At 58.0% G+C, this 22,254-nt stretch carries 19 protein-coding genes; 11 read left to right on the plus strand and 8 right to left on the minus strand.

Features of this window, described 5'->3' with window-relative positions:
• Window positions 1-15 precede the first annotated feature (15 nt).
• Window positions 16-936 carry a universal stress protein gene (locus FHW68_RS06180; protein ID WP_183679362.1) on the minus strand — a complete coding sequence of 307 codons (921 nt, stop codon included), beginning with the start codon at window positions 934-936 and terminating at the stop codon, window positions 16-18.
• A 438-nt stretch (window positions 937-1,374) separates the two neighbouring features.
• On the opposite strand from FHW68_RS06180, the gene FHW68_RS06185 reads away from it, so the two are divergent.
• Window positions 1,375-2,292, plus strand: coding sequence for a universal stress protein (locus FHW68_RS06185; RefSeq protein ID WP_183679364.1), 918 nt, complete (start codon window positions 1,375-1,377; stop codon window positions 2,290-2,292).
• 67 nt (window positions 2,293-2,359) lie between these two features.
• Here the strand turns inward: FHW68_RS06185 and FHW68_RS06190 are convergent, their stop codons facing one another.
• Window positions 2,360-2,908 carry an Hsp20/alpha crystallin family protein gene (locus FHW68_RS06190; RefSeq protein WP_183679366.1) on the minus strand — a complete coding sequence of 183 codons (549 nt, stop codon included), beginning with the start codon at window positions 2,906-2,908 and terminating at the stop codon, window positions 2,360-2,362.
• 144 nt (window positions 2,909-3,052) lie between these two features.
• Window positions 3,053-3,949, minus strand: coding sequence for a DMT family transporter (locus tag FHW68_RS06195; RefSeq protein ID WP_183679368.1), 897 nt, complete (start codon window positions 3,947-3,949; stop codon window positions 3,053-3,055).
• An 88-nt stretch (window positions 3,950-4,037) separates the two neighbouring features.
• Between FHW68_RS06195 and FHW68_RS06200 the strand changes: the two genes are divergently transcribed.
• The 4 genes from FHW68_RS06200 (at window position 4,038) to mqo (ending at window position 8,841) form a co-directional block, all read left to right on the plus strand.
• Complete coding sequence (locus FHW68_RS06200) at window positions 4,038-5,369, plus strand: PLP-dependent aminotransferase family protein (RefSeq protein WP_183679370.1); 1,332 nt, start codon at window positions 4,038-4,040, stop codon at window positions 5,367-5,369.
• A gap of 170 nt (window positions 5,370-5,539) precedes the next feature.
• Complete coding sequence (locus FHW68_RS06205; protein ID WP_183679372.1) at window positions 5,540-6,109, plus strand: YceI family protein; 570 nt, start codon at window positions 5,540-5,542, stop codon at window positions 6,107-6,109.
• A 59-nt stretch (window positions 6,110-6,168) separates the two neighbouring features.
• Window positions 6,169-6,879, plus strand: a complete 711-nt coding sequence (locus FHW68_RS06210; protein ID WP_183679375.1) for a GNAT family N-acetyltransferase — start codon at window positions 6,169-6,171, stop codon at window positions 6,877-6,879.
• Window positions 6,880-7,194: 315 nt separating this feature from the next.
• The gene (mqo, locus tag FHW68_RS06215) at window positions 7,195-8,841 is read left to right on the plus strand and encodes a malate dehydrogenase (quinone) (RefSeq protein ID WP_183679377.1); all 1,647 of its coding nucleotides are present in this window, start codon (window positions 7,195-7,197) and stop codon (window positions 8,839-8,841) included.
• A 93-nt stretch (window positions 8,842-8,934) separates the two neighbouring features.
• On the opposite strand, the gene FHW68_RS06220 is transcribed toward mqo, so the two are convergent.
• Complete coding sequence (locus FHW68_RS06220; protein WP_183679379.1) at window positions 8,935-9,312, minus strand: c-type cytochrome; 378 nt, start codon at window positions 9,310-9,312, stop codon at window positions 8,935-8,937.
• A gap of 274 nt (window positions 9,313-9,586) precedes the next feature.
• Here FHW68_RS06220 and FHW68_RS06225 point away from each other — a divergent pair, with 274 nt between their 5' ends.
• Window positions 9,587-10,279, plus strand: a complete 693-nt coding sequence (locus FHW68_RS06225; protein ID WP_095630657.1) for an ion channel — start codon at window positions 9,587-9,589, stop codon at window positions 10,277-10,279.
• 77 nt (window positions 10,280-10,356) lie between these two features.
• On the opposite strand, the gene arcD is transcribed toward FHW68_RS06225, so the two are convergent.
• Window positions 10,357-11,784, minus strand: coding sequence for an arginine-ornithine antiporter (gene arcD / locus FHW68_RS06230; RefSeq protein ID WP_183679936.1), 1,428 nt, complete (start codon window positions 11,782-11,784; stop codon window positions 10,357-10,359).
• 687 nt (window positions 11,785-12,471) lie between these two features.
• Entirely contained in the window at window positions 12,472-13,356 is an 885-nt protein-coding gene (locus FHW68_RS06235) for a LysR substrate-binding domain-containing protein (RefSeq protein ID WP_183679381.1), read from the minus strand.
• 157 nt (window positions 13,357-13,513) lie between these two features.
• Here FHW68_RS06235 and FHW68_RS06240 point away from each other — a divergent pair, with 157 nt between their 5' ends.
• A complete protein-coding gene (locus tag FHW68_RS06240; RefSeq protein WP_183679383.1) occupies window positions 13,514-16,537 on the plus strand; it encodes an FAD-binding and (Fe-S)-binding domain-containing protein in 3,024 nt (1,007 codons plus the stop codon).
• A gap of 101 nt (window positions 16,538-16,638) precedes the next feature.
• Here the strand turns inward: FHW68_RS06240 and FHW68_RS06245 are convergent, their stop codons facing one another.
• Entirely contained in the window at window positions 16,639-18,228 is a 1,590-nt protein-coding gene (locus tag FHW68_RS06245) for a winged helix-turn-helix domain-containing protein (protein ID WP_183679385.1), read from the minus strand.
• A gap of 243 nt (window positions 18,229-18,471) precedes the next feature.
• Between FHW68_RS06245 and FHW68_RS06250 the strand changes: the two genes are divergently transcribed.
• Together FHW68_RS06250 and FHW68_RS06255 are read left to right on the plus strand one after the other, a co-directional pair.
• Window positions 18,472-19,224, plus strand: a complete 753-nt coding sequence (locus FHW68_RS06250) for an SDR family oxidoreductase (RefSeq protein ID WP_183679387.1) — start codon at window positions 18,472-18,474, stop codon at window positions 19,222-19,224.
• Between the two features lie 43 nt (window positions 19,225-19,267).
• Window positions 19,268-19,681 (plus strand): cupin domain-containing protein, encoded by a 414-nt coding sequence (locus FHW68_RS06255; protein ID WP_183679389.1) that lies wholly within the window; start codon window positions 19,268-19,270, stop codon window positions 19,679-19,681.
• A 91-nt stretch (window positions 19,682-19,772) separates the two neighbouring features.
• Here FHW68_RS06255 and FHW68_RS06260 read toward each other — a convergent pair whose 3' ends face one another.
• Window positions 19,773-20,735, minus strand: coding sequence for an AraC family transcriptional regulator ligand-binding domain-containing protein (locus FHW68_RS06260; RefSeq protein ID WP_183679938.1), 963 nt, complete (start codon window positions 20,733-20,735; stop codon window positions 19,773-19,775).
• Window positions 20,736-20,802: 67 nt separating this feature from the next.
• Between FHW68_RS06260 and FHW68_RS06265 the strand changes: the two genes are divergently transcribed.
• Both FHW68_RS06265 and FHW68_RS06270 read left to right on the plus strand, forming a co-directional pair.
• Window positions 20,803-21,657, plus strand: coding sequence for a sterol desaturase family protein (locus tag FHW68_RS06265; RefSeq protein WP_183679391.1), 855 nt, complete (start codon window positions 20,803-20,805; stop codon window positions 21,655-21,657).
• Window positions 21,654-22,247: an NADPH-dependent FMN reductase gene (locus tag FHW68_RS06270; RefSeq protein ID WP_183679393.1), complete on the plus strand. Its 594-nt coding sequence runs from the start codon at window positions 21,654-21,656 to the stop codon at window positions 22,245-22,247. Before FHW68_RS06265 ends, FHW68_RS06270 begins: the two co-directional genes overlap by 4 nt.
• Window positions 22,248-22,254: the final 7 nt, after the last annotated feature.

Below are 22,254 nucleotides of genomic sequence, written 5' to 3' on the forward strand. Positions count from 1 at the left end.
GGTCCCGGCTTCGCTCTACAGGTCTTCAGGTGAAAGCACCCATACGCTGCACGGCATTTTGTACAGCAAATGCTCCACGGTGCTGCCCACCAGTCGATCCATGCCACGATGGCCGACCCGGCCCATGACAATCACATCGACGTTGTACGCATCGGCGTAATGGGTAAGAACCTTGGCCGGGTTGCCCATGATCATGTGCTGTTGCTCCGGCGCAATACCGTTGCGTTCGGCCAGTTCGCGGAAGGCATCGGCTTGTGCGTCGAACAGTGTCTTGGCTTTGCCTGAAGAGAAAAACGTCGAGCTGTTATCGAAATCGAACTCGTCCGCGCTGATCGATGACAGGTCATGGGCGTAGATAACATCGAGCTCGGCGTTGCAGGTGCTGGCCAGTTTTGACGCCTCGCGCAGAATCCTGTCGTTGAAATCCTTGTACTGAGTATTGCTGTGGAAGGGGTCGACCGCGGCGACGATCTTGCGCGGCAAGGCGTGCTGCACATGGCTGACAAAATGCAGCGGAACCGGGCATTCGCGCAGCAAATGAATATCCAGGGGCGTGAACATGATCCGTGACAGCAGCGACTCGTATTCCAGAGCCTTGATCAGGACTGCCATCGGTTGTTCTTTGAGGTGAACGAGGATTTCCTGCAACGGTCTTTCAACCCAAACCACCTCAGTGGTGACGGGCACGCCGATTTTACGCAAGGGACGGGCCTGTTCTTCGAGCCATTGGCGATGGCGCTCGACATACCCGAGCCGCATCTGCTCCAGCACTTGTCCATTGACCAGGTTGGCCGTTGCCAAACCTTCCAGGTAATCGAAGGCGACGATGTGCAGGGCCGCGCCCGAGGCCTTGGCCAACGCGGCGGCCCGGTCGAACGCGGGGCTGTTTTCCATGAGCGGCGAGACGACCAGCATGAAGCGTAATTGCTCAGACATGACAAAACTCCCGTCAAAAATTGCACAAACACCTGTGCTTCATGGCCCCCTGCGTTTGGGCACCGAAACCCTGTATTTATCCTGTCACTGACGGGGGGAACGGGATTGATCTTTATCAACCGGGCGAGTGATGCCGCATGCAGCCCGACGTGTGGTGGAGGCGTTGCAGAGCCGCTTTCGGGTTTGTTTGCAGCAAACTGACGATTCAGAAGAACGGTCGACCCGATAGCTGACAAAGATCAAATCCTGCGGCTCTGAAACGCTCACTCTGTGGTTCTATCCGCTGCATCGAGATGGCCGTGCGCCGAGGTGCCCTATGTCGCAGACACAGCGTTTACTATTGATCGCTCCTTGTTCCATGACTCGTACTCCGGCGTTCGACCGGGCCGCCCTGTTGGCCGGTGCGATGCAATGGCCGATGCTGCAAGGAGAGTAGAGGTGAACATTCAACGTCTGCTATTGATTGCCCCGACCGAAATGGTCCATACACCGGCTTTCGATCGGGCGCGAGCCCTGGCCTGTGCAACCGGTGCAATGTTGCACATCGTCGCTTTCGATCATGTTCAGGCACTGGCGGTGGCCGGCCTGTTCGATCACGACGCAATGGCCCAGGCACGGGAAGGTTACTTGCAGGTGCATCGCCACTGGCTGGAACAGCAAGCCCGGTTTCAACGATGCGAGGGGTTGCAGGTGACCACTGAAGTAGTCTGGGCCAGACCGAGCCTGGCGCATCTGCTTGAGTACGTGAATGACTTCCATGCGGACCTGGTGATCAAGGACACCCACCGTGTGTCGGCACTCGACCGGGCCTTCCACCGACCGCTGGACTGGCAATTGCTGCGAGGCTGTCCGGCGCCTTTGCACCTGGTCACCGATGCCGTACACCCAAACCCGTCGAGCATACTCGCCACCGTCGACCTGTCCCATCTGGAGGCGCTGACCCAAGGGCTGAATGACCGGATTCTCGACCTCGCTTCGACACTGGCGCAATCCTGCGGCGCCACCTTGCACCTGCTCAACGTCAACGGCTGGTCGCAGTTGGGGGAGTCTGAGGTGAACGTGCCGACCGCCACACTGGATGGCAGTTTGCGAGACGCGGTCATCGATGCTCAGCTGGAGGCCTTCGAGGTGCTTGCCGAGCGCTACGGAATCGAGAAACAACAGCAACATCTATTGCCTGGGATCCCCTCTGAGGTGATCGCACATTTTGCACAACGACACGCCTTCGACATGGTGGTATTGGGGACAACCTACCATCACGGGATCAATATTTTCATCGGCAGTACAGCCGAAAGCGTATTGAACCGGGCACCTTGCAGTCTGACGATCATCAAGCCATCGTCCCAGGTCGACTGACAGGCGCAAAACAACAAAAAAGCCCCCCGGTTTCCCGGCAAGGGCTTTGTGGGTTACTGAAGGCGATTCAACTGGATTTGATTTGCACCTTTTTCTCCGCATTCATGGCTTCGGGTTTTTTCGGCAGCGAAATACTCAGCACGCCTTTGCTGAAATTTGCTTCGATCTTGTCGGTATCGACACCTTTTGGCAGGCTGAATGCCCGTTCGAAGGCGCCATAGTGACGCTCTGACAAGTAATAGCCCTTTCTTTTTTCTTCCTTGTCCTCTTTCTTTTCACCCTTGATGATCAGATTGCCGTTGGACAATTTGATGTCGATATTTTCCTGATCCATGCCTGGCAGTTCGGCGGTGATTTCGAAGCTTTCATCTTTTTCGGTAATGTCCACCGCCGGCACGCTGCGCCCGATGAATTCCCGATTCCAGAATGGTTCGACATCGAATAACCCACGCCGGAAAGGCGTCAGCATCGAGCCACGATTGAAGTCTTCGAACAGGTGATCGACCTGCTGGCGCAGTTTTTCCAGAGGACGCCAAGGGTCTGATGTCGCCATCTGTTGTTGATTGGTTTTTTCTTCGTCGGTCTGCACCGGCATTTTCTTCTCTAAATCGGCCATTTTTCATTCCTCCTCTCGAGTACTGCGGTGGGCCGGAAACAACTCGGAGGCCGGTCCACCACGACGATTCAGGCCTTACCTTAAAAGGTTAGTATTCCTGCGACGGCCAGACCGACCAACAGTCGGTTTCTGACGGCGAGCAGTCTATTTCGAGAACTTGCGTGCACCGACCACGCAAAGGATCACCGCAACGGTCACACCCAACATGCCAAGGCTGACGTGTTCATGCAGCAGCGTGGCCGCCAGCGCCAGGCCAAAAAACGGCTGCAACAACTGCAGTTGACCGACGGCGGCAATCCCGCCCTGGGCCAATCCGCGATACCAGAACACGAAGCCGAGAAACATGCTGAACAGCGAGACGTAAGCCAGGCTGAACCATGCAGTCGGCGTTATTCCCGAAAGCGAAGGCGGGGCCAGAAACCAGGTCAGCGGGATCATGACCGGCAGCGACAGCACCAGGGCCCAGGAAATCACCTGCCAGCCGCCCAGTGTTCTTGAAAGCTTGGCGCCTTCTGCATAGCCCAATCCGCAGGCGAGGATGGCCAGCAACATCAGAATGTCCCCCGCAGGAGAAGCGCTCAGGCCTTGGGAGACGGCAAACCCCACCACCAGCAGGCTTCCCGACACCGAGAAAAACCAGAAGACCAGCCGCGGACGCTCACCACCGCGCCAGACCCCAAAGGCTGCCGTGGCCAATGGCAACAGGCCAACGAAGACGATGGAGTGCGCAGACGTCACATATTGCAGCGCCAGCGCCGTCAGTAGCGGAAACCCCACTACAACGCCCAAAGCCACAATTGCCAGGGAAAGCAGCTGACCCTTGGCCGGCCGTTGTTCGTTGAAAAGCAGCAACATCCCCAGCGCCAGAAAGGCAGCGATGCTGGCCCGGGCAACCGTCAAAAAGACCGGGTCAAATTCCAGGACAGCCACCCGCGTCGCCGGCAGCGAGCCGCTGAAAATGAGCACGCCGAGGAACCCGTTGAGCCAGCCGCTCGCGCTCTTTACCGTGGTGTGGGTTTGCAGGTTCGATGTGCGTTCCATTGAGGACTCCCTTTATGCCAGTTGCATGGGAGGCATCGTATGGACGAAACTCAATACAATCAAAATATTGTCATGGATACACTTGCCCATGCCTCGTTCACGCTACAAATCACTGGTCGATGAATTTGCCGCGGACATCCGTTCAGGACGACTGTTGCCAGGCACGCGCCTGCCGACCCACCGCCAGTTGGCAGCAACGCAAGGCCTGGCGCTGGTGACAGCTAGCCGGGTTTACGCGGAGCTGGAAGCCATGGGCCTGGTCAGCGGGGAAATGGGGCGGGGCACCTTCGTGAGAGAAACCTCGTGGTCGCCGGGCCAGAGTATCGATCAGCATAGCGTTGCCGCCGGCATGACGGACCTGAACTTCAACTATCCGGCGCTTCCAGGGCAGGCGGAACTGCTGCGAAATGCCCTGCGCCAGCTCGCCTCGGCCGGCGATCTGGAAGCGTTGCTGCGCTACCAGCCACACGCGGGGCGTCTGCATGAACGTGCTTCGGTGGCGCGTCATTTGCGCGTCCGAGGCCTGGCGGTCGAGGCGGAGCAAGTGCTGATCGTCACCGGTGCCCAGCAAGGGCTGGCCGTGACCATGATGGCGCTGTTGCAACCCGGTGACGTGATTGCAGCGGACGCGTTGACCTATTCAGGCTTCAAGGCCCTGGCCGACTCACTGCACCTTGAAATCGTGCCCATTCCCGTGCTCGATCACGGCCCGGATCTGGAGGCGCTGGAAAGCCTGTGCCGGCACAGGCGCGTACGGGCCGTGTACACGATGCCGACTCTGCATAACCCGTTGGGATGGGTGATGAGTGCCGACCAACGCGATTGCCTGGTGACGATTGCGCGCCGGCATGGGCTGCTGATCATTGAGGACGCCGCTTACGCCTTCCTCGCGGAGAATCCTCCCGCGCCGCTGGCGGTACTCGCCCCTGAGAGGACGATTTACGTGTCAGGGCTCTCCAAAAGCGTGGCCACGGGGTTGCGCGTCGGCTTCGTCGTCGCCCCCCTTCAACACGTGCCCGCGCTGGAACGCACGGTCAAAGCCACCACCTGGAACACTCCCGGTGTGATGACAGCAATCGCCACTGCCTGGCTCGACGATGGCACCGTCATGCAACTGGAGGCCGAGAAGCGCCAGGACGCGCAAGCGAGGCAAGTCGTGGCCGGCGAGGTACTGGCGGGGCTGCGATGCATTCGCCATCCCTCGTCGTATTTTCTTTGGCTGCCGTTGTCGGAAGACGCAAGGGCCGACCAGATCGCCATGGCGTTGATGCGCGAAAATGTCTCGGTTTCCACCGCCGAACCGTTCGCCACGTCAGCCAACGTCCCCCATGCGTTTCGCCTGGCGCTGGGCTCGGTGGAGATGGGCGCATTGCGCGAGGCGCTGGAAAAAGTGAAGTGGATGATTGGAGCTTATTCGTAATAAGCCGCCAATCCTTGTAGCAGCTGTCGAGCTCCAGCGAACGCAGGCTTCGCCAGCGGCTATGGATCGCATTTATTCACGGACCTAGCGTATTCAACGAATATTTGCTTAAGTCCACTGACACACCTGTGCGGTGATTGAATCCCAAGGCGCTTCAACCGGAGAATCCCATGCCCCCTCGATTCCCGCGTTTCGCCGCATTGCTCGCCATCCTCCTGGCCGGCACCTTGCCCTGCGCCCATGCCGTCGAATACACGCAAGTAAACACCACCGCCAGCAAGATCTCGTTCACCTATAAACAGTTCGGCTCCAGGGCGTACGGCACCTTCGGCAAGTTCGACGCCACGCTCGATTTCGATACGGCGAACCCCACCGCGGCCCACGCCAAGCTGACCATCGACCTTGCCAGCATCGACGCCGGGGGCAGCGATGCCAACAGTGAGCTGCAAAAACCTGCCTGGTTCAACACGGCGGAGTATCCGGTGGCGACCTTTGAATCGACTGGGGTAAAAGCGCTGGGCAATCACCGCTACCTGATCACCGGCAATCTCAACCTTCGGGGCATGACGCGAAAGTTGCAGGTCACGGTATTGCTGAAGCCGGAGAAGGGCATCGGCCTCTTCGATGGCGATATCATCGTGAAACGCCGGGACTTCAAGATCGGCGAAGGGGAGTGGGCGGACAATGTTGTCTCCAACGACATCAATATCCGTTTCCGCATCGTCGCGCCCGAGCGGTGATTTTCCTGCGAGGGCTCGATCTGTGACAATAGCGGGCTTAACCCGGAGTCTAAAACGCAATGCCCCAGCTCACCCACTTCGCCACCCCGTGCCCGGAGCCCATCAACAGCCAGATTCTGCAGATGGTCGTCGACAACCTGACCGACATCAGCATGGTGGGCATCGCGCCGAGCAACCCGTTGTACAACATCTATCAATACGCGGTGGGTTATGAGGTTCATCTCTACCTCGAAGCGCTCAGTGGCGCCAAAGGCATCGCGGTCGAACTGATCGTCGCCACGGATGATGAAGACCCGGAGCAAGTCATCGGCTTTCTGCTGTACTTGCCGGTCAAGGACGACCCCCAGGCGTGCGGTGTGGCGTACATGGCGGTGCAGGCCAGCCACCGGCGGCGGGGCGTCGCCCGGGCGATGCTGCAAGACATGCTCGACCGCTACCCGCATACCGAACTGACCTGCACCGTCGCCAAGGTGCCCTGGTTCGAATCGATGGGCTTCCAGGTGCTGGGTGTGCGCGGCACTCAGGTGCTGATGAACACCCGTGATCACGGCACCGAAGGCTTGATGGGCTTGCTGGATGTCACCTCGATCTACAGTTCTGTGGAGGTGCGGCAGATACATACGTATCTGCTGCAAAAACACGGCAAGCGGGCAATGATCGATGCGGAGAAGCAGCGCGACCGGCATCTCGACCAAATGACGCGCAACGCCAAGGCGTTTGTGCTGGATCGTTTGAGCAAAGATGCCGGGCGTGGGTCTCGTCCCGACTAGCGTGCAGTCCTTTCGGGCGCGCAGGCTGGCCGAGGCGTGATATTCTGTCGCATTAACTTGGTTTGACTTATTCGGTTCGTACGTTCACAGACGTCCGACAGAATCAATGTCGCTCAAGTAACTGAGCCAATAATGATAAAAAGTCAGTGCACGAGGGACATATAACTGAGGTCGATGGAGACACGTCGGCCTTGTGTGCCCACCTTCAAATCCTTATCGATGCAGGAACTCACGGTACGCTGCCTGCGTATCCGTACACCTGGGTTGCTCATGTTGAGGAATGAGGGCGGATGGCGTTTATCATAGGTGCTACAGATGTTTAAGAAACTGAACACGGCCCTGCTGGGGCTGACTTTGTCGATGGGGATCACGTCCGTTCAAGCGGAAGAGGCAAAGAAAGTCGATGTGCTGCTCATTGGCGGCGGCATCATGAGTGCAACGCTGGGTGTCTGGCTCAATGAGCTGGAACCTGGTCTGTCGATGGAAATGGTCGAGCGCCTCGACGGCGTCGCCCAGGAAAGCTCCAACGGCTGGAACAACGCCGGTACCGGTCACTCCGCCCTGGCCGAGTTGAACTACACCCCGGAAGACGACAAGGGCAACGTCCAGATCCCGAAAGCCGTTGAAATCAACGAAGCCTTCCAGATCTCCCGTCAGTTCTGGGCCTGGCAAGTTCAGCAAGGCGTGCTGAAGAACCCGCGTTCGTTCATCAACTCCACTCCGCACATGAGCTTTGTGTGGGGCGATGACAACATCAAGTTCCTGAAGAAGCGCTACGAAGCCCTGCAAGCGAGCCCGCTGTTCGCCGGCATGCAGTACTCCGAAGACCCGGCTGTGATCAAGAAGTGGGTTCCGCTGATGATGGAAGGGCGTGACCCGAGCCAGAAAGTCGCGGCCACCTGGAGCTCGCTCGGTACCGACGTCAACTTCGGCGAGATCACCCGCCAGTTCGTCGCACACCTGCAAACCACGCCAAAGTTCGACTTGAAAGTGTCTAGCGAAGTGCAAGACATCACCAAGAACGAAGACGGCAGCTGGCGCGTCAGCTACAAAAACCTGAAAGACGGCACCAAAACCGAAACCGACGCCAAGTTCGTCTTCATCGGCGCGGGCGGCGGTGCACTGCACCTGCTGCAGAAGTCCGGCATTCCTGAAGCCAAGGAATACGCAGGCTTCCCGGTTGGTGGTTCGTTCCTCGTGACCGAAAACCCGACCCTGGCCGAGCAACACCTGGCCAAGGCCTACGGCAAAGCCTCGGTTGGCGCACCGCCCATGTCGGTTCCGCACCTGGACACCCGTGTCCTGGACGGCAAGCGCGTCATCCTGTTTGGCCCATTCGCGACCTTCAGCACCAAGTTCCTCAAAGAAGGCTCGTACCTGGACCTGCTGACCACCACGACCACACACAACGTGTGGCCAATGACCAAGGTCGGTATCAAGGAATACCCGCTGGTCGAGTACCTTGCAGGCCAACTGATGCTGTCTGATGAAGACCGCCTCAACGCCCTGAAAGAATACTTCCCGAACGCCAAAGCCGAAGACTGGCGCCTGTGGCAAGCCGGCCAACGCGTGCAAATCATCAAGCGTGATGAAGCCGCTGGTGGCGTGCTGAAGTTGGGTACCGAGATCGTTGCTTCCGCTGACGGCAGCATCGCCGGTCTGCTGGGCGCATCGCCAGGCGCATCGACCGCCGCACCGATCATGCTGACCGTGCTGCAGAAAGTGTTCAAGGACAAGGTCGCCTCGCCAGCCTGGCAAGAAAAGCTGCACCAGATCGTGCCGAGCTACGGCACTCAGCTGAACAGCAACCCTGAGAAAGTGGCGCAAGAGTGGGCTTACACCGCCAAGGTGCTGGAGCTGACTCCGCCGCCAGCGATGGGTCAAGTGGCGGCTCCGGCTGCTGCTCCGGCCGCTCCGGCTAAGGCGCCGAAGGCTAATGCTGCGACAGATATGGCTTTGTAAGTAGAAGCTTGATTGGAAAGCCCACTGGATCGGTGACGGTCAGTGGGCTTTTTTGTGGGGATTGTCTCGTCCTGAATAAGGTCATCTCAAAAATCATCGATTTTTTGAAATCACACCACCCATATATTGATTTAAATCGCGCAGATCTTTAACGCTCCATGAATGCGGCGATAGCTTTACACCGTTCTCTCGCAAAGTTTTTGGAATCAAGTCTCCATTGGGGCGAAGTATTATCGACGATACAATTACGCCCGGATAATCTTTCAATCGTTTTTTGAAAGCGGATGTTGTTAGATCAGGTGTTGGGGGATTGCTTTTATTAGCCAGTGGTCCTGTTGCCTTGAGATCTATTCCATGGCACATGGAGCATCGCTGTAAATAGAGGTTTTTTCCATTGGCATTATCCGCGAAGGACAGTGATGTTTGAATTAACGATAAAATTCCTAGCGAAACGATGAATGATATTTTCATTGTTTTTATCTTCCTTGATGGGGTCAGCGTCGACTGGACACGATTTTGTGCGCGGGAAGATATCAGCCAACGTGCCGGCCCATACAGTCATTTCTGACGCCCATGGAATCAATTTTTCCAGGTGACTGCGTCTGGCCGACCGCTGCCCTTCCTGACAGGTCGCAACCCATATCCGCCCCCCAAGAATTCCACCCCCGACTATTCTAAAGCCAAGTCAGATTTCAACTGTGCAAGGTCAGATATCGAGCGTTACTTCAGCCTCCAGGAAACCGATATGACAAATCCGCAAGATAAAGCCGATGAGGATTTAGCTCAGGGGATTATGGGGAAAGGTCCCTACACCTATCTATTGCTGCTCTTGCTTGGGTTGATCCTTCTGTTTCCCTTTCTTGAGGAAGGCATATTGGCTCGTACCTTGCTCGGTATTCTTTTTTCGATTGTGCTGCTCGTGGGGGCTTTCACCACTCGGCAGACTCGGCGGGGGTTCATTTTAAAACTGGGCCTGGCATTGCTTGGCGTTGGCCTTCAATGGACGGCGTTATGGGCCGGGAGTGTCGCCATTCTTAGCCTTGCCGGGATCGCGTATACGGCGTCTCTTGCCGTCTCGTTTAGCGGGGTGCTTTTCTACATTCTCCAGCGTGGGCCAATTACACCCGGCAAGCTGCATGGCGCGCTGGCGGGTTACATCATGCTGGCTTTCGTTTGGTCCTTCGTTTATGCCCTGGTGGAGATATCCAGCGCTGGCTCATTCGGTCCTGACCACCTCGATTTCGCACAGCCTGGCACCTTTTTCAAATTAATCTATTTCAGCCTCACGACGCTCACCACCACGGGTTACGGAGATATTATCCCGCTGACCAATCATGCCCGCTCGCTGGTAATGGTCGAAGAGTTTTCAGGTGTCTTTTACGTGGGTGTTGTGATCGCTCGGTTTGCCGGTCTTTATCCATCGAACCAGGCCAAGTGACGGACGACCGATTACCTCGGTTTTCATTGAAGCCGCATGGCAGACGGAGCGCGCCGTCCGCCATGCAAACCCTTGCTTCAAAGGCTGAGGAAGCCGCTGTAGAGGCCGTATCCTGCGAGCAGCGCACCGATCATCACGACAACGAAAATGACTTTTTCAATGGAGGTGAACACCGGTTGGCCCAGTTCGCGCTTGGCCTTGGCGAACAGGATTGCGCCAGGCGCATAAAGCAATGCAGACAGCAGCAGGTACTGCGCCCCGGCCGCGTACACCAGCCAAACGGCATAGAGCACAGCGATCGCCCCGATGACCAGGTCCTTGGTGCGCTCGCCCGGAGCCTGCTCGTAGGTTTCGTTACGCCAGGCCAATAGCAGAGCGTAGGCGGCGGACCAGAAGTACGGCACCAGGATCATCGAGGTTGCCAGGTACAACAGGCTTAGATAGGTGGAGCTGTTGAACAGCGTGATAATCAGGAACAGCTGGATAAGCCCGTTGGAGAGCCATAGCGCATTGGCGGGGACCTGGTTGGTGTTCTCCTTGCGCAAGAATGCCGGCATGGTGTGGTCGCGGGCACTGGCAAAGAGGATTTCCGCGCACAGAAGCGTCCAGGACAACAACGCACCGACCAGTGAGACGATCAGCCCTACGCTGATCAGCACTGCCCCCCAGTGACCCACCACATGTTCCAGTACGCCCGCCATGGACGGATTTTTCAGGCCGGCCAGTTGTGCCTGGGCCATGATCCCCTGAGAAAACACGTTAACCAGAACCAGTAACAGCAGCACGCCAATAAAGCCAACCACGGTCGCCTTGCCGACGTCGCTGCGCTTTTCAGCGCGGGCGGAAAAGATGCTGGCCCCTTCAATGCCTATAAACACCCAGACGGTGACCAGCATCATGTTGCGAACCTGATTCATTATTGTGCCCAGGTCACTGTTGCCAGCCCCCCAGAAGTCGCTGGTAAAAACATCCATCTTGAAGGCCACGCCGGCAATAACAATGAACAGCGCCAGCGGTACCATCTTGGCGATGGTTGTGATCACGTTGATGAAGGCGGCTTCCTTGATTCCGCGCAGCACCAGGAAATGCAGGAGCCAGAGCAGTACGGAGGCGCAAATGATTGCCGGTAGCGTGTTGCCTTCTCCGAACATGGGGAAGAAAAAACCCAGGGTACTGAACAGCAACACCATGTAGCTGACGTTGCCGATCCAGGCACTGATCCAGTAACCCCACGCCGAAGAGAAGCCCATGTAGTCGCCAAATCCGGCCTTGGCATAGGCGTAAACCCCGCCATCGAGCTTGGGCTTGCGGTTGGCCAGTGTCTGGAAGACGAATGCCAGCATCAGCATGCCGACGCCAGTGATCAGCCAGCCGATCAACGTGGCGCCAGCACTGGCACTTTTAGCGATGTTTTGCGGTAGCGAAAAAATCCCGCCGCCCACCATGGAGCCGACGACCAGAGCGATCAATGCTCCAAGCTTCAACTTATCGCTGGAGGTAGAGATCTGGGTATCTTTGTGAGGCAGGGCATCTTTGTCGATGTTGCTGACGGAATCGACCATCTGAATCTCCTTACCAAAACGGAATCGTTCAAGAGGTGACGGGCTAACAAGAGATGGTCGCTAATGCACTGCATGACCTCTTCGAGTGACGCATGCCACCGAACAGACTGCTTTTTCGCTGCTGGAACAGGGTTGATGTCACACCCCCTCATTTGGGTACGAACAACTAAAACGCATTAAAGTCGCCGTTTCGTACCAGTCAAACAGGCTTCTACCGCACTGAGCCTGGCTCAATCGTTAGATCCACCTGGCGCTCCCGAAAGAGGGGACGCAAGATTCAAGCAACTTCAGTGTAGCTTTCATTCAAATATTGCAATCTGCGAGCCTGCATTCGGCTGCTACAGATCGCAGGTCACGATAAGTCGTCCTATTGTTCAGTTCGGGTCTGATACGGTTTTTCCTTCGCCATCTGCATCTGTAATGGGATCAGCCTGCGGCTCACAATGACAGCACGGTCAGCAGAGGCGGTAGCCGCTGCACCGCAAACTCATTACGTAGGAGGCCCAATGGGCAAGATGGCATTTTTCCTGGGTGGATTCCTGATGTTGACCATTTTGATTGGTGCGCTCGCCACGATCTCTCCGGCGTAAGGGCAGGACCATCTTTGGCCTTGAGATCTTGGGCGGGCGTTTATATCTGTTTCAGCAACCAGGTACGGAACGCAACGAGCGACGGCAGCATTTCGTTGCGCGGCGGGTAGGTCAGGTAGTAGCTGCGCTGACTGGCGAAGGGCAGGTCCAGGCCGATCAGCTCTGCATTGGCCAATTCGTCGGCCACCAGAATACGAGGCACCAGACCTATTCCGATGCCGGCTCTGACGGCCTGGATCAAGTGTGAGGTGAGTTCGAAACTCGGCCCCAGGCGCATCATTCGATGGGGCAAGCCGTGGTGGCTGAACCACTCGCCCCAGACGTTGGAATTACTCGCCACATTGAGCAGCGTCTGCCCGCCAATGCGCTCCGCAGGCCAGGCGTCATGGGCCTTGGCCGCTTGCGGAGAAATGACCACTATCAGTTCTTCGGTGTGCAGCCGATGGCTGATCAGGCCCGGTAAATCAGCATTGCCGACGACAATCGCGGCATCGATGCCGCTGGTTTCAAAGTCGATGGCATCGATCCGGGAGTTGATGTGCACCAGCATGCCAGGGTGGCTTTTATAAAAGTCATGAAGGCGCGGCAATAACCACTTCGAGCCAAAGGTAGGCAATGTCGCCAGGCGCAACGTGCCGCTGCCTGATTGATAAGCCATGGCCTGCAACGTGGCGCTGCGGATGCGTCCGAGCGCTTCGCTCATTTCCCGCTGATAAAGACGACCGACATCGGTCAACTTCACTTGACGGCCTTCACGGCGAAACAGCGTCAGGCCCAGTTGCTGCTCCAGCGCCTGGACCTGGCGGCTGACTGCGCTTTGGGTCAGCGAGAGTTCCAGCGCCGCGTGGGTGTAGCTTTCATGTCGGGCGGCGGCTTCAAAGGCCAGCAGCAACGACATCGAGGGGGTGAGGTGTCGGTAATTCATTCGTAAAAGTCATCGATAGCGGCAGGATTATCCGTTTGTCCGGTGCCCGAGCCTGCAGGATCATTGGCGCAGCCGACGACCTGAGGCTGACGTATTAATGCTCAGGCGACAAGTGTTTTGATTTTTCGTGATTAGACCTACAAGAGACCATCCAGCGATGATCGCCCCGTTGATGACCGTTGAACCCGCGGCACAGTACCCCGAATTTCTGCAAGCCTTGCGCGCCAGCGGCTTCCGCGGTCAGCTCAGTGCCGACTATGCCACTCGGACCGTGCTGGCGACCGACAACTCGATTTACCAGCGTCTGCCGCAAGCGGCGGTGTTCCCCTTGGACGCGGACGACATCGTGCGCATCGCGACCTTGATGGCCGAACCGCGCTTTCGCCAGATCAACCTGACCCCCCGAGGTGGCGGCACCGGGACCAACGGTCAGTCATTGACCGATGGCATCGTGGTCGATTTGTCACGGCACATGAACGCTGTCCTCGAAATCAATGTCGCCGAGCGTTGGGTACGGGTGCAGGCGGGCGTGGTCAAGGACCAGCTCAATGCCGCGCTCAAGCCTCATGGATTGTTTTTCGCCCCGGAGCTGTCGACCTCCAACCGCGCCACCGTGGGCGGCATGATCAACACCGACGCCAGCGGCCAGGGCAGCTGCACCTATGGCAAGACCCGCGATCATGTTCTGGAACTGCACAGCGTACTGCTCGGCGGTGAGCGCTTGCACAGTCAGCCTTTGTCCGACGCGGAACTGGAAGTGGTGTGCGCACAATCCGGCCGCCTCGGCGAGGTGTATCGCACCGCGCGGCATATTCAGCAAACCCAGGCCGAGCTGATCGAATCGGTGTTCCCCAAACTCAATCGCTGCCTGACGGGTTACGACCTGGCGCACCTGCGTGATGAGCACGGACGCTTCAACCTCAACAGCGTGCTGTGCGGTGCGGAAGGTTCGTTGGGCTACATCGTCGAAGCCAAGCTCAACGTGCTGCCGATTCCCAAGTACTCGGTGTTGGTGAACGTACGCTACGCCAGTTTCATGGATGCGCTGCGTGACGCCAACGCGTTGTTGGCGCACAAGCCGCTGTCCATCGAAACCGTGGACTCCAAAGTGTTGATGCTGGCAATGAAAGACATTGTCTGGCACAGCGTCGCCGAGTATTTCCCGTCGGACGCCGAGCGCGCGACGCTGGGTATCAATCTGGTGGAGTTCAGCGGGGAAGACCTGGCGCAAGTGAACGCTCGCGTGGCGTCCTTCGTGGCGCATCTGCAGGCCGACACGACGATCGAGCGGCTGGGCCACACGTTGGCTGAAGGTGGCGAAGCAGTGACCCGGGTATACGCCATGCGTAAACGCTCGGTCGGGCTGCTGGGTAACGTCGAAGGCGAGATTCGCCCGCAGCCGTTCGTGGAAGACACCGCCGTGCCGCCGGAAAAACTGGCCGACTACATCGCTGAGTTCCGGGCCTTGCTCGACAGCCATGGCCTGGCCTATGGCATGTTCGGGCATGTCGATGCGGGTGTGTTGCATGTGCGCCCGGCGCTGGACATGAAAGACCCGGCCCAGGCCGCGCTGGTCAAACCGATTTCCGATGCCGTGGCCGAGCTGACCCGGCGCTATGGTGGTTTGTTGTGGGGCGAGCATGGCAAGGGTTTGCGCTCCGAATATGTCCCTGAGTTTTTTGGCGAGCTGTACCCGGCGCTGCAATCGCTCAAGGGCGCGTTCGATCCGCACAATCAGCTCAACCCCGGCAAAATCTGCGCTCCGCCGGATGCTGCCCAGGGCTTGCTCAAGGTTGACGAAGTGACGCTGCGCGGGGAGCTGGATCGGCAAATCGACGAGCGTGTCTGGCAAAGTTTCGGCACCGCTGTGCACTGCAACGGTAACGGCGCTTGCTACAACTACGACCCCGACGATGCGATGTGCCCGTCGTGGAAAGCCACCCGTGAACGCCAGCATTCGCCAAAGGGCAGGGCGTCATTGATTCGCGAATGGTTGCGTCTGCAAGGCGCGGCCAATATCGATGTACTGGAAGCGGCGCGGGGCAAGTTGTCGTGGTTGCGCGGGTTGCCAGCGAGGGTGCGCAATAACCTGGCACGCTCACGCGGCGAGGCGGATTTCTCCCACGAAGTCTACGACGCGATGGCGGGCTGTCTGGCCTGTAAATCCTGCGCCGGACAATGCCCGGTCAAGGTCAACGTCCCGGAATTCCGATCGCGTTTTCTGGAGCTCTATCACGGTCGTTACCAACGTCCGCTTCGCGATTACCTGATCGGCTCGCTGGAGTTCACCATTCCTTATATGGCCTATGCGCCGGGCCTGTACAACGCGGTAATGGGCTCAACATGGATGAGCCGCTTGCTTGCGCGACACGTCGGTATGCTCGACAGCCCGCTGATCAATCGATATGACTTACAGGCCACATTGACCCGCTGCAAGGTGGCCGTCGCCAGCGTGCCAGCCCTGCGCGAGCTCACCGTCGCGCAACGTCAGCGCAGCGTGGTGTTGGTGCAGGACGCTTTCACCCGTTACTTCGAAACACCGTTGCTGGCGAGCTTTATCCAGTTGGCGCATCAGTTGGGCTATCGCGTGTTTCTGGCGCCTTATAGTGCCAACGGCAAGCCGTTGCATGTACAGGGTTTCCTCGGCGCATTCGCCAAAGCGGCAATTCGTAATGCCAGTCAACTCAAGGCATTGGCCGACTGCGAAGTACCGTTGGTGGGGCTGGATCCGGCGATGACGCTGGTCTACCGCCAGGAATATCAGAAAGTGCCGGGGCTCAATGATTGCCCAAAGGTCTTGCTGCCCCAGGAATGGCTCTTCGATGCATTGCCTGAAAACCCGCAACCCGCAACACAGACATTCCGTTTGCTGGCGCACTGCACCGAGAAGACCAATGTGCCGGCCAGTACTTCGCAATGGGAAGCCGTGTTTGCCCGGCTTGGCCTCACGTTGGTGACGGAGGCGACGGGCTGTTGTGGCATGTCCGGAACCTACGGCCATGAAGCCCGCAACCAGGACACCTCGCGAACCATTTTCGAGCAGTCATGGGCCGGCAAGCTGGACAAGGCGGGAGAAGCACTGGCAACGGGTTACTCCTGTCGCAGTCAGGTAAAGCGTCGCGCCAACAGGCAACTGCGTCATCCGCTGGAGGTGCTGTTGGAGAAGGCTGCAACCTTTTGACCGTTTGATCTGAAAAATAAAAAAGCCCCGTCCCAACCAAATGGGACGGGGCTTTTTACTGCGCTTGGGCAGCAAGCCATTGGCCGTTCACCGGCCCGCGGTCACTCAGGCAACCCAGCCAGCCGCAACCCATCGGCAAGCCGTGCAAAATCCTCAGGACGCTGGATTGGCAGCCAGTCCTTCAGGTTGGAGACGCGCAAGGAAGGATCCAGCTCGTGCAAACGCTGGATCGCCTGCTGCGCTTTGTCCATACGTCCGCTCAGCGCGTGGCTGGCCGCCATCAGGGCGGCCGGCACCAGGAGGCTGGGTAGATTCCCCAGCGCTTTTTCCGCCCAGATGGAAGCGGGACCGAAGCGTCCGGCGATGAAGTGCGCGAGCGCCATCCCGACCTGCATCCTGAACATTTCCGGATCCAGCGGACTCAAGCGAACGGCATGGGTTAAATCTTCAATGGCGGCGTCTGTTTCACCGCGCAACGCGCGCAGGATTCCGCCCAGGAACCAGGCAGGGGCGAGGTTGGGGTTGAGCAGGCGTGCCCTGTCGAGCAGGGCAATGCCGCCATCAATATCGCCGGCGAGATGGCCGAGTGCATGTCCGCCTCGCGTCAGCGCCACCGCATCATCCCGGCCGAGCTCCACCGCCAGACGTGCGAGTCGTACGCCCTCGGCGATTTCTCGAGGCCGGTCGGTCATCCAGCCATTCAATTTGCGCCAGAAGTGGCACCAGGCTGCCATGCCATAGGCCGAGGCGAACTCCGGATCGAGCTCGATGGCCTTGGAGAACAATGCCAATGCTTGCTCGATGGCTTCGCGGGTGCCGTTGTGCAGTTTTGCCATTGCGCGCAGGTAATAGTCGTAAGCGTCCAGGCTTTCGGTCGGTTTGCGCTTGGCGCGCTCGATTTCCGCCCGTTCCAGCTGCGGCGCTATGGCGCCGACGACCCTTTCGGCGATTTGATCCTGCAACTCGAAGATGTCATCGAGCATTCCTTCGAAGCGCTCCGCCCAGATATGCGTTCCGGTCGTCGCGTCGATCAACTGCCCGGTGATGCGTATCTTGTTCCCGGATTTGCGCACGCTACCTTCCAGCACGTAGCGCACGCCGAGCGTCTGGCCGACGCCCTGAACGTCCACGGTCCGCCCCTTGTAGGTGAAGCTCGAATTGCGTGCGATGACGAACAGCCAGCGGATACGCGACAGGGCGGTGATGATGTCTTCCACCATGCCGTCGGCGAAATACTCCTGCTCGGGATCGCCGCTCAGGTTGTGGAAGGGCAAGACGGTAATGGAGGGTTTATCCGGCAGGACGAGCGGGGGAGCAGGCGTTTGCTTCAAGTCCACAGGCGTGGGTTCTTCGATGCCAGGCTGTCGCGTTTCCCCGATCTCATCCACTTTGATTTCGCCGACGAAGCGGTATCCCTTACAAGCGACCGTACGCACCAGGCGCTGCTCTTCGCCGGTATCGCCGATGGCCTTGCGCACCGCATTGATGTGGCTGGTGATCGTCGACTCCGAGACGATCCGACCGCTCCACACCGCCTTGAGCAGGTCATCCTTGCTGACGACGCGATCGCGGTTGCTGACAAGCTGCAGCAATAGATCGAAGACCTGCGGCCCGACAGCCACCACTTGCCCGCGCAAGGTCAGTTCCCGGCGCTCCTGATCGAGCACGTAGTCTTCAAACACGAATGGCAAGGTGAAGAGTCCCCTGGTCCAGCGCCCCTCGACTCCGTGTCCGGGCTGGCTATTGGTAAGTGGTATCGATAATACGGCAGCGCCCGCGGCAAGAGATACCCGTCGAAAACTGTTTTCTGGACGAAAAACCAAGCTTCCTTGAAGGCAAACCCAAGACCGGTACAAGGACGTCCCTGACGCACGCTGGCATTCTCGATCTGCACCGACAGCAATGGTTGCAGTCGAGAGTAGCGGAGAGAAACCATGAAGATCGTCGTCATTGGAGGCACCGGCCTCATCGGATCGAAACTTGTGAATATCCTCCGCGAGCGCGGCCATGACGCGCTCGCAGCCGCCCCCAGCACGGGCGTGAACAGCATCACCCGCGAGGGCCTGGCCCAGGCGATGGATGGCGCCGATATCGTCGTCGACGTAGCGAACGCGCCTTCGTGGGAAGACCAGGCCGTTCTCGATTTCTTCGAAACGTCGAGCCGTAACCTGCTGGCTGCCGAGGCGGATGCTGGGGTTCGCCATCACGTAGCCCTGTCGATCGTGGGTTGTGAACGGCTTCCCGAGAACGGCTATTTCCGGGCCAAGGTCGCGCAGGAAAACCTGATCAAGGCGTCCGGCATTCCTTACACCATTCTGCGGGCCACACAGTTCTTCGAGTTTGTCGGCGGCATTGCGCAGGCGGCCACCGTCGGTGAGGAGATTGGCCTGTCACCGGCGCTGATCCAGCCGCTGGCGTCCGACGACGTGGTGGCGGCGCTCACCGAAGTCACGCTGGCAACGCCGGTCAATGGCACGGTCGAAGTCGCCGGCCCCGAGGCCATGCCGCTCGACGAACTGGTCAGGCGCTTCCTGCGGGCCACTCAGGACGCGCGCAAAGTCGTGCCGGATGTGCATGCGCGCTACTTCGGTTCGGTGCTCGACGATCAATCGCTGACCCCCGGCCAGAACCCGCGCCTGGGCGCGATCCACTTCGAGGACTGGCTCGGTCAGTCGACGGCTCGGTAACGGGCCGCGCGCTCACACCACCTACGCATCAAGGAGCATCGCCATGGTTACCCGAAATCTCTTGGCCGCTGCCGTCGCGGCACTGTCGATCAGCGCAGCATCGGCCGCCGAGCCGCCCCCAGGCAAGGTGTCGGTCGTATTCGATCGGCCCATTCCCAACCTCTCTGGCAAGAGCATGAAGGGCGTGCTCGTCGAGTATGGGCCGGGCGCCGCGTCGCCGTCCCACACCCATCCGAAAACGGCGTTCATTTATGCCACGGTCCTGGAGGGCTCGTTTCGCATCAAAATCAAAGGCGAGCCGGAAAAGATCTACAACGTCGGCGAAAACTTCGTAGAGGAACCGGGCTCCGTGCACGAAGTCAGCGCCAATGCCAGCGACACGAAGCCAGCTCGCCTGCTGGCCGTGTTTGTCCTCGACAGCAACGAAAAGGAGCTCGTCACGCCCATCAAAAAGTGAGACAGCCCACCTGCCAGCGACCCACTACACTTTCTCCAGCCAGTCTGGGCAACCGTCCGGGGGCACACTCCAGGATAATCTGGCCGCCACCTTATTTCCTGTCACGCCACCGACTTCGAGCATGGAGATAAGCCGTCAAATCGCTGTAGCCCAATTGGGCTGCAATCTCCGTTAACGACTCGCCTTGCAATTCAAGATGCAATTCCAGTTCTGCACGAACCTGATCGAGTAATTGCCTGAAGGTCGTGCCTTGTTCTTCCAGGCGTCTGCGTAATGTTCTGGGCGTCTGGTGCAGCGCCTTTGCCAGATCGTCAAGATTTGGCGTTTCACCTCTGGCCAGAGAGCGTCGCGCACCTTCGGCGACCTTGGCTGACCAACCGCTGAAATTGCGATGCGCGGCAATCCGTCGATCCAGTTCCTGAGTCAATAACTCCAGCATCCCGTGATGACGGGTCTGCATCGGTAGACTCAAGCTTTGCGCATGGAAATAGAAGCGGTTAACCGGGCAGTCAAACTCGATACGGTCTCCAAACCATTGGGTGTATTGCTTGTAATACGACGGACGCGAATGCCTGAATTTTGCCAGAATCGGCTGCACATTCTGCCCCGTTCCACGTCGCAATTGCGCGATGGACATCACGCCGTAGTGTTCGATGACGTACCGCGCCAACTCGCCTGGCGCATCGACGCACAGCTCGATCCCGACGCCGTTTTCGTCATTCACCAACCTCACATTGTCGGTGTCCGATGCAAGCGGTGCGTACTGCGCCCAAAGGTGCATGGACGACAAAACGTCGGGGCTATAAAGGCAAAGATAAGCCAGGACGTGCCAGTCCTGAGGCGTGAACAGCGCGAACAGCTTTAACCCGATAGCCGGATCAATGCGCGCCGCTTCGCGCCAAAGTTGATCCAGTTCGATCAGGCTGTAATCCGTGCTTTTTCGGGAAACCTGGCTGTCAAGAAAGCGCTCCAGGACTTGGCCCAGCCGGCCTCGATGAAAGCGCTGGGGCGGGCGATTGGCCGGTTCTAGCTCGATTCTGTCCATTTCGCGCATTGGGAGGGTTGGCTCCTGGGTTTCTAATGACATGGCATTGCCCGCAAGGGCCTGAATCGAGAGTGCCATGAATATAACTATGCTCGCCAATAACCCTGCTGTAATAGTGGCCGGGATTTTCCTTGCCTTCATTTTGCTGGAACTTGCCTGTTCCTCGTTTCGTCAGTCATCAGGCGGTAAACGTGACGTACTCATTGAAGTCGTCGGTTCCGGCATCCTGGTGGCGATCACGTTCCCTTTAGTCATGTGGCTAAGCGGCAAGATAGCAAGTCAGGTTGTACCGGAGATGAAGGATGCGTTGGCTGGAATCCCATGGATTGCAGGATTTGTCTTGTTTTTATTGTTCGATGACATGAGCCAATATTGGTGGCATCGCCTGACTCACCGGGTTCCCGCACTTTATGCATTGCACCGTGCGCATCATTCCGCACCCTATATGAGTGTGCGCATCGTCTATCGCAACAACAGTTTCTACTATCTTCTGATGCCCGGCATCTGGTTATCCGGGGTGCTGATCTACCTTGGGCTTGCACCCGTTTATTATGGTTATCTGATTCTGAAAATGACCGTGATTTTCGCCGCACACAGCAGCGTGGCGTGGGACGATAAACTTTATCGCATTCGCGCATTACGCCCGGTTGTCTGGATTTTGGAGCGAACCTTCTCCACACCCTCCACTCACTCTGCGCATCACGGGTTGACTGCCGAGGATGGCGTTACCCATTACAAAGGCAATTTTGGCAACCTGTTGTTTTTTTGGGACGTACTGTTCGGAACCGCAAAAATTACCCGTCGGCGCCCGCCAGCCTACGGAATCGAACACTTGTCACCGATAAGCTGGAAAGAAGAATTGTTCTGGCCAATCGTGCGTTCCCGTCGTACCGCACCCAAGGTAAATGCTAGCCAGAAGGTGGTGCGATGAGTCGTCATATCGTTCTGCTGGCCGGATCGAACAGATCAAACAGTCAATCAGTCAAAGTCGCCAGGTATCTGCGCGATCGATTAGAGAAACTTCAGCTGTGTGACTCAAGCGAACTGATAGACCTGGCTTCCAGTCGGCTACCGCTTTGGCCAGAAGAAGACACCGACAAAGTCTGGAATGCCCAGCAATCCATCCTCAAAAGAGCAACGGCACTGGTCGTGATCAGCCCAGAGTGGAATGGCATGGCTTGCCCAGCCCTGAAAAACTTCTTTTTGTACGCAGGTTTCGGCGAACTTGGACATAAGCCTGCGCTGTTGGTGGGCGTTTCGGCAGGACTTGGCGGGGCATATCCAATTGCAGAGTTACGTGCATCGAGCTACAAAAATAGCCGGATCATGTATTTGCCTGAACAACTCATCATCAGAAACGTAGAGTCGATGTTAAACAGCGCAGAACCTTCAGATGAAAGTGATATTCGCATTCGGGCACGTGCCGACTGGGCTCTGCAGATACTTTGTCAATACGATGCAGCTTTTCGCACCCTACGACCTGCAATCGAATATCGGTCAGAGTTCTCTACCGGCATGTAAAGCCGCG

It is taken from the genome of Pseudomonas sp. Tn43, from assembly GCF_014192635.1.
Classification (GTDB): domain Bacteria; phylum Pseudomonadota; class Gammaproteobacteria; order Pseudomonadales; family Pseudomonadaceae; genus Aquipseudomonas.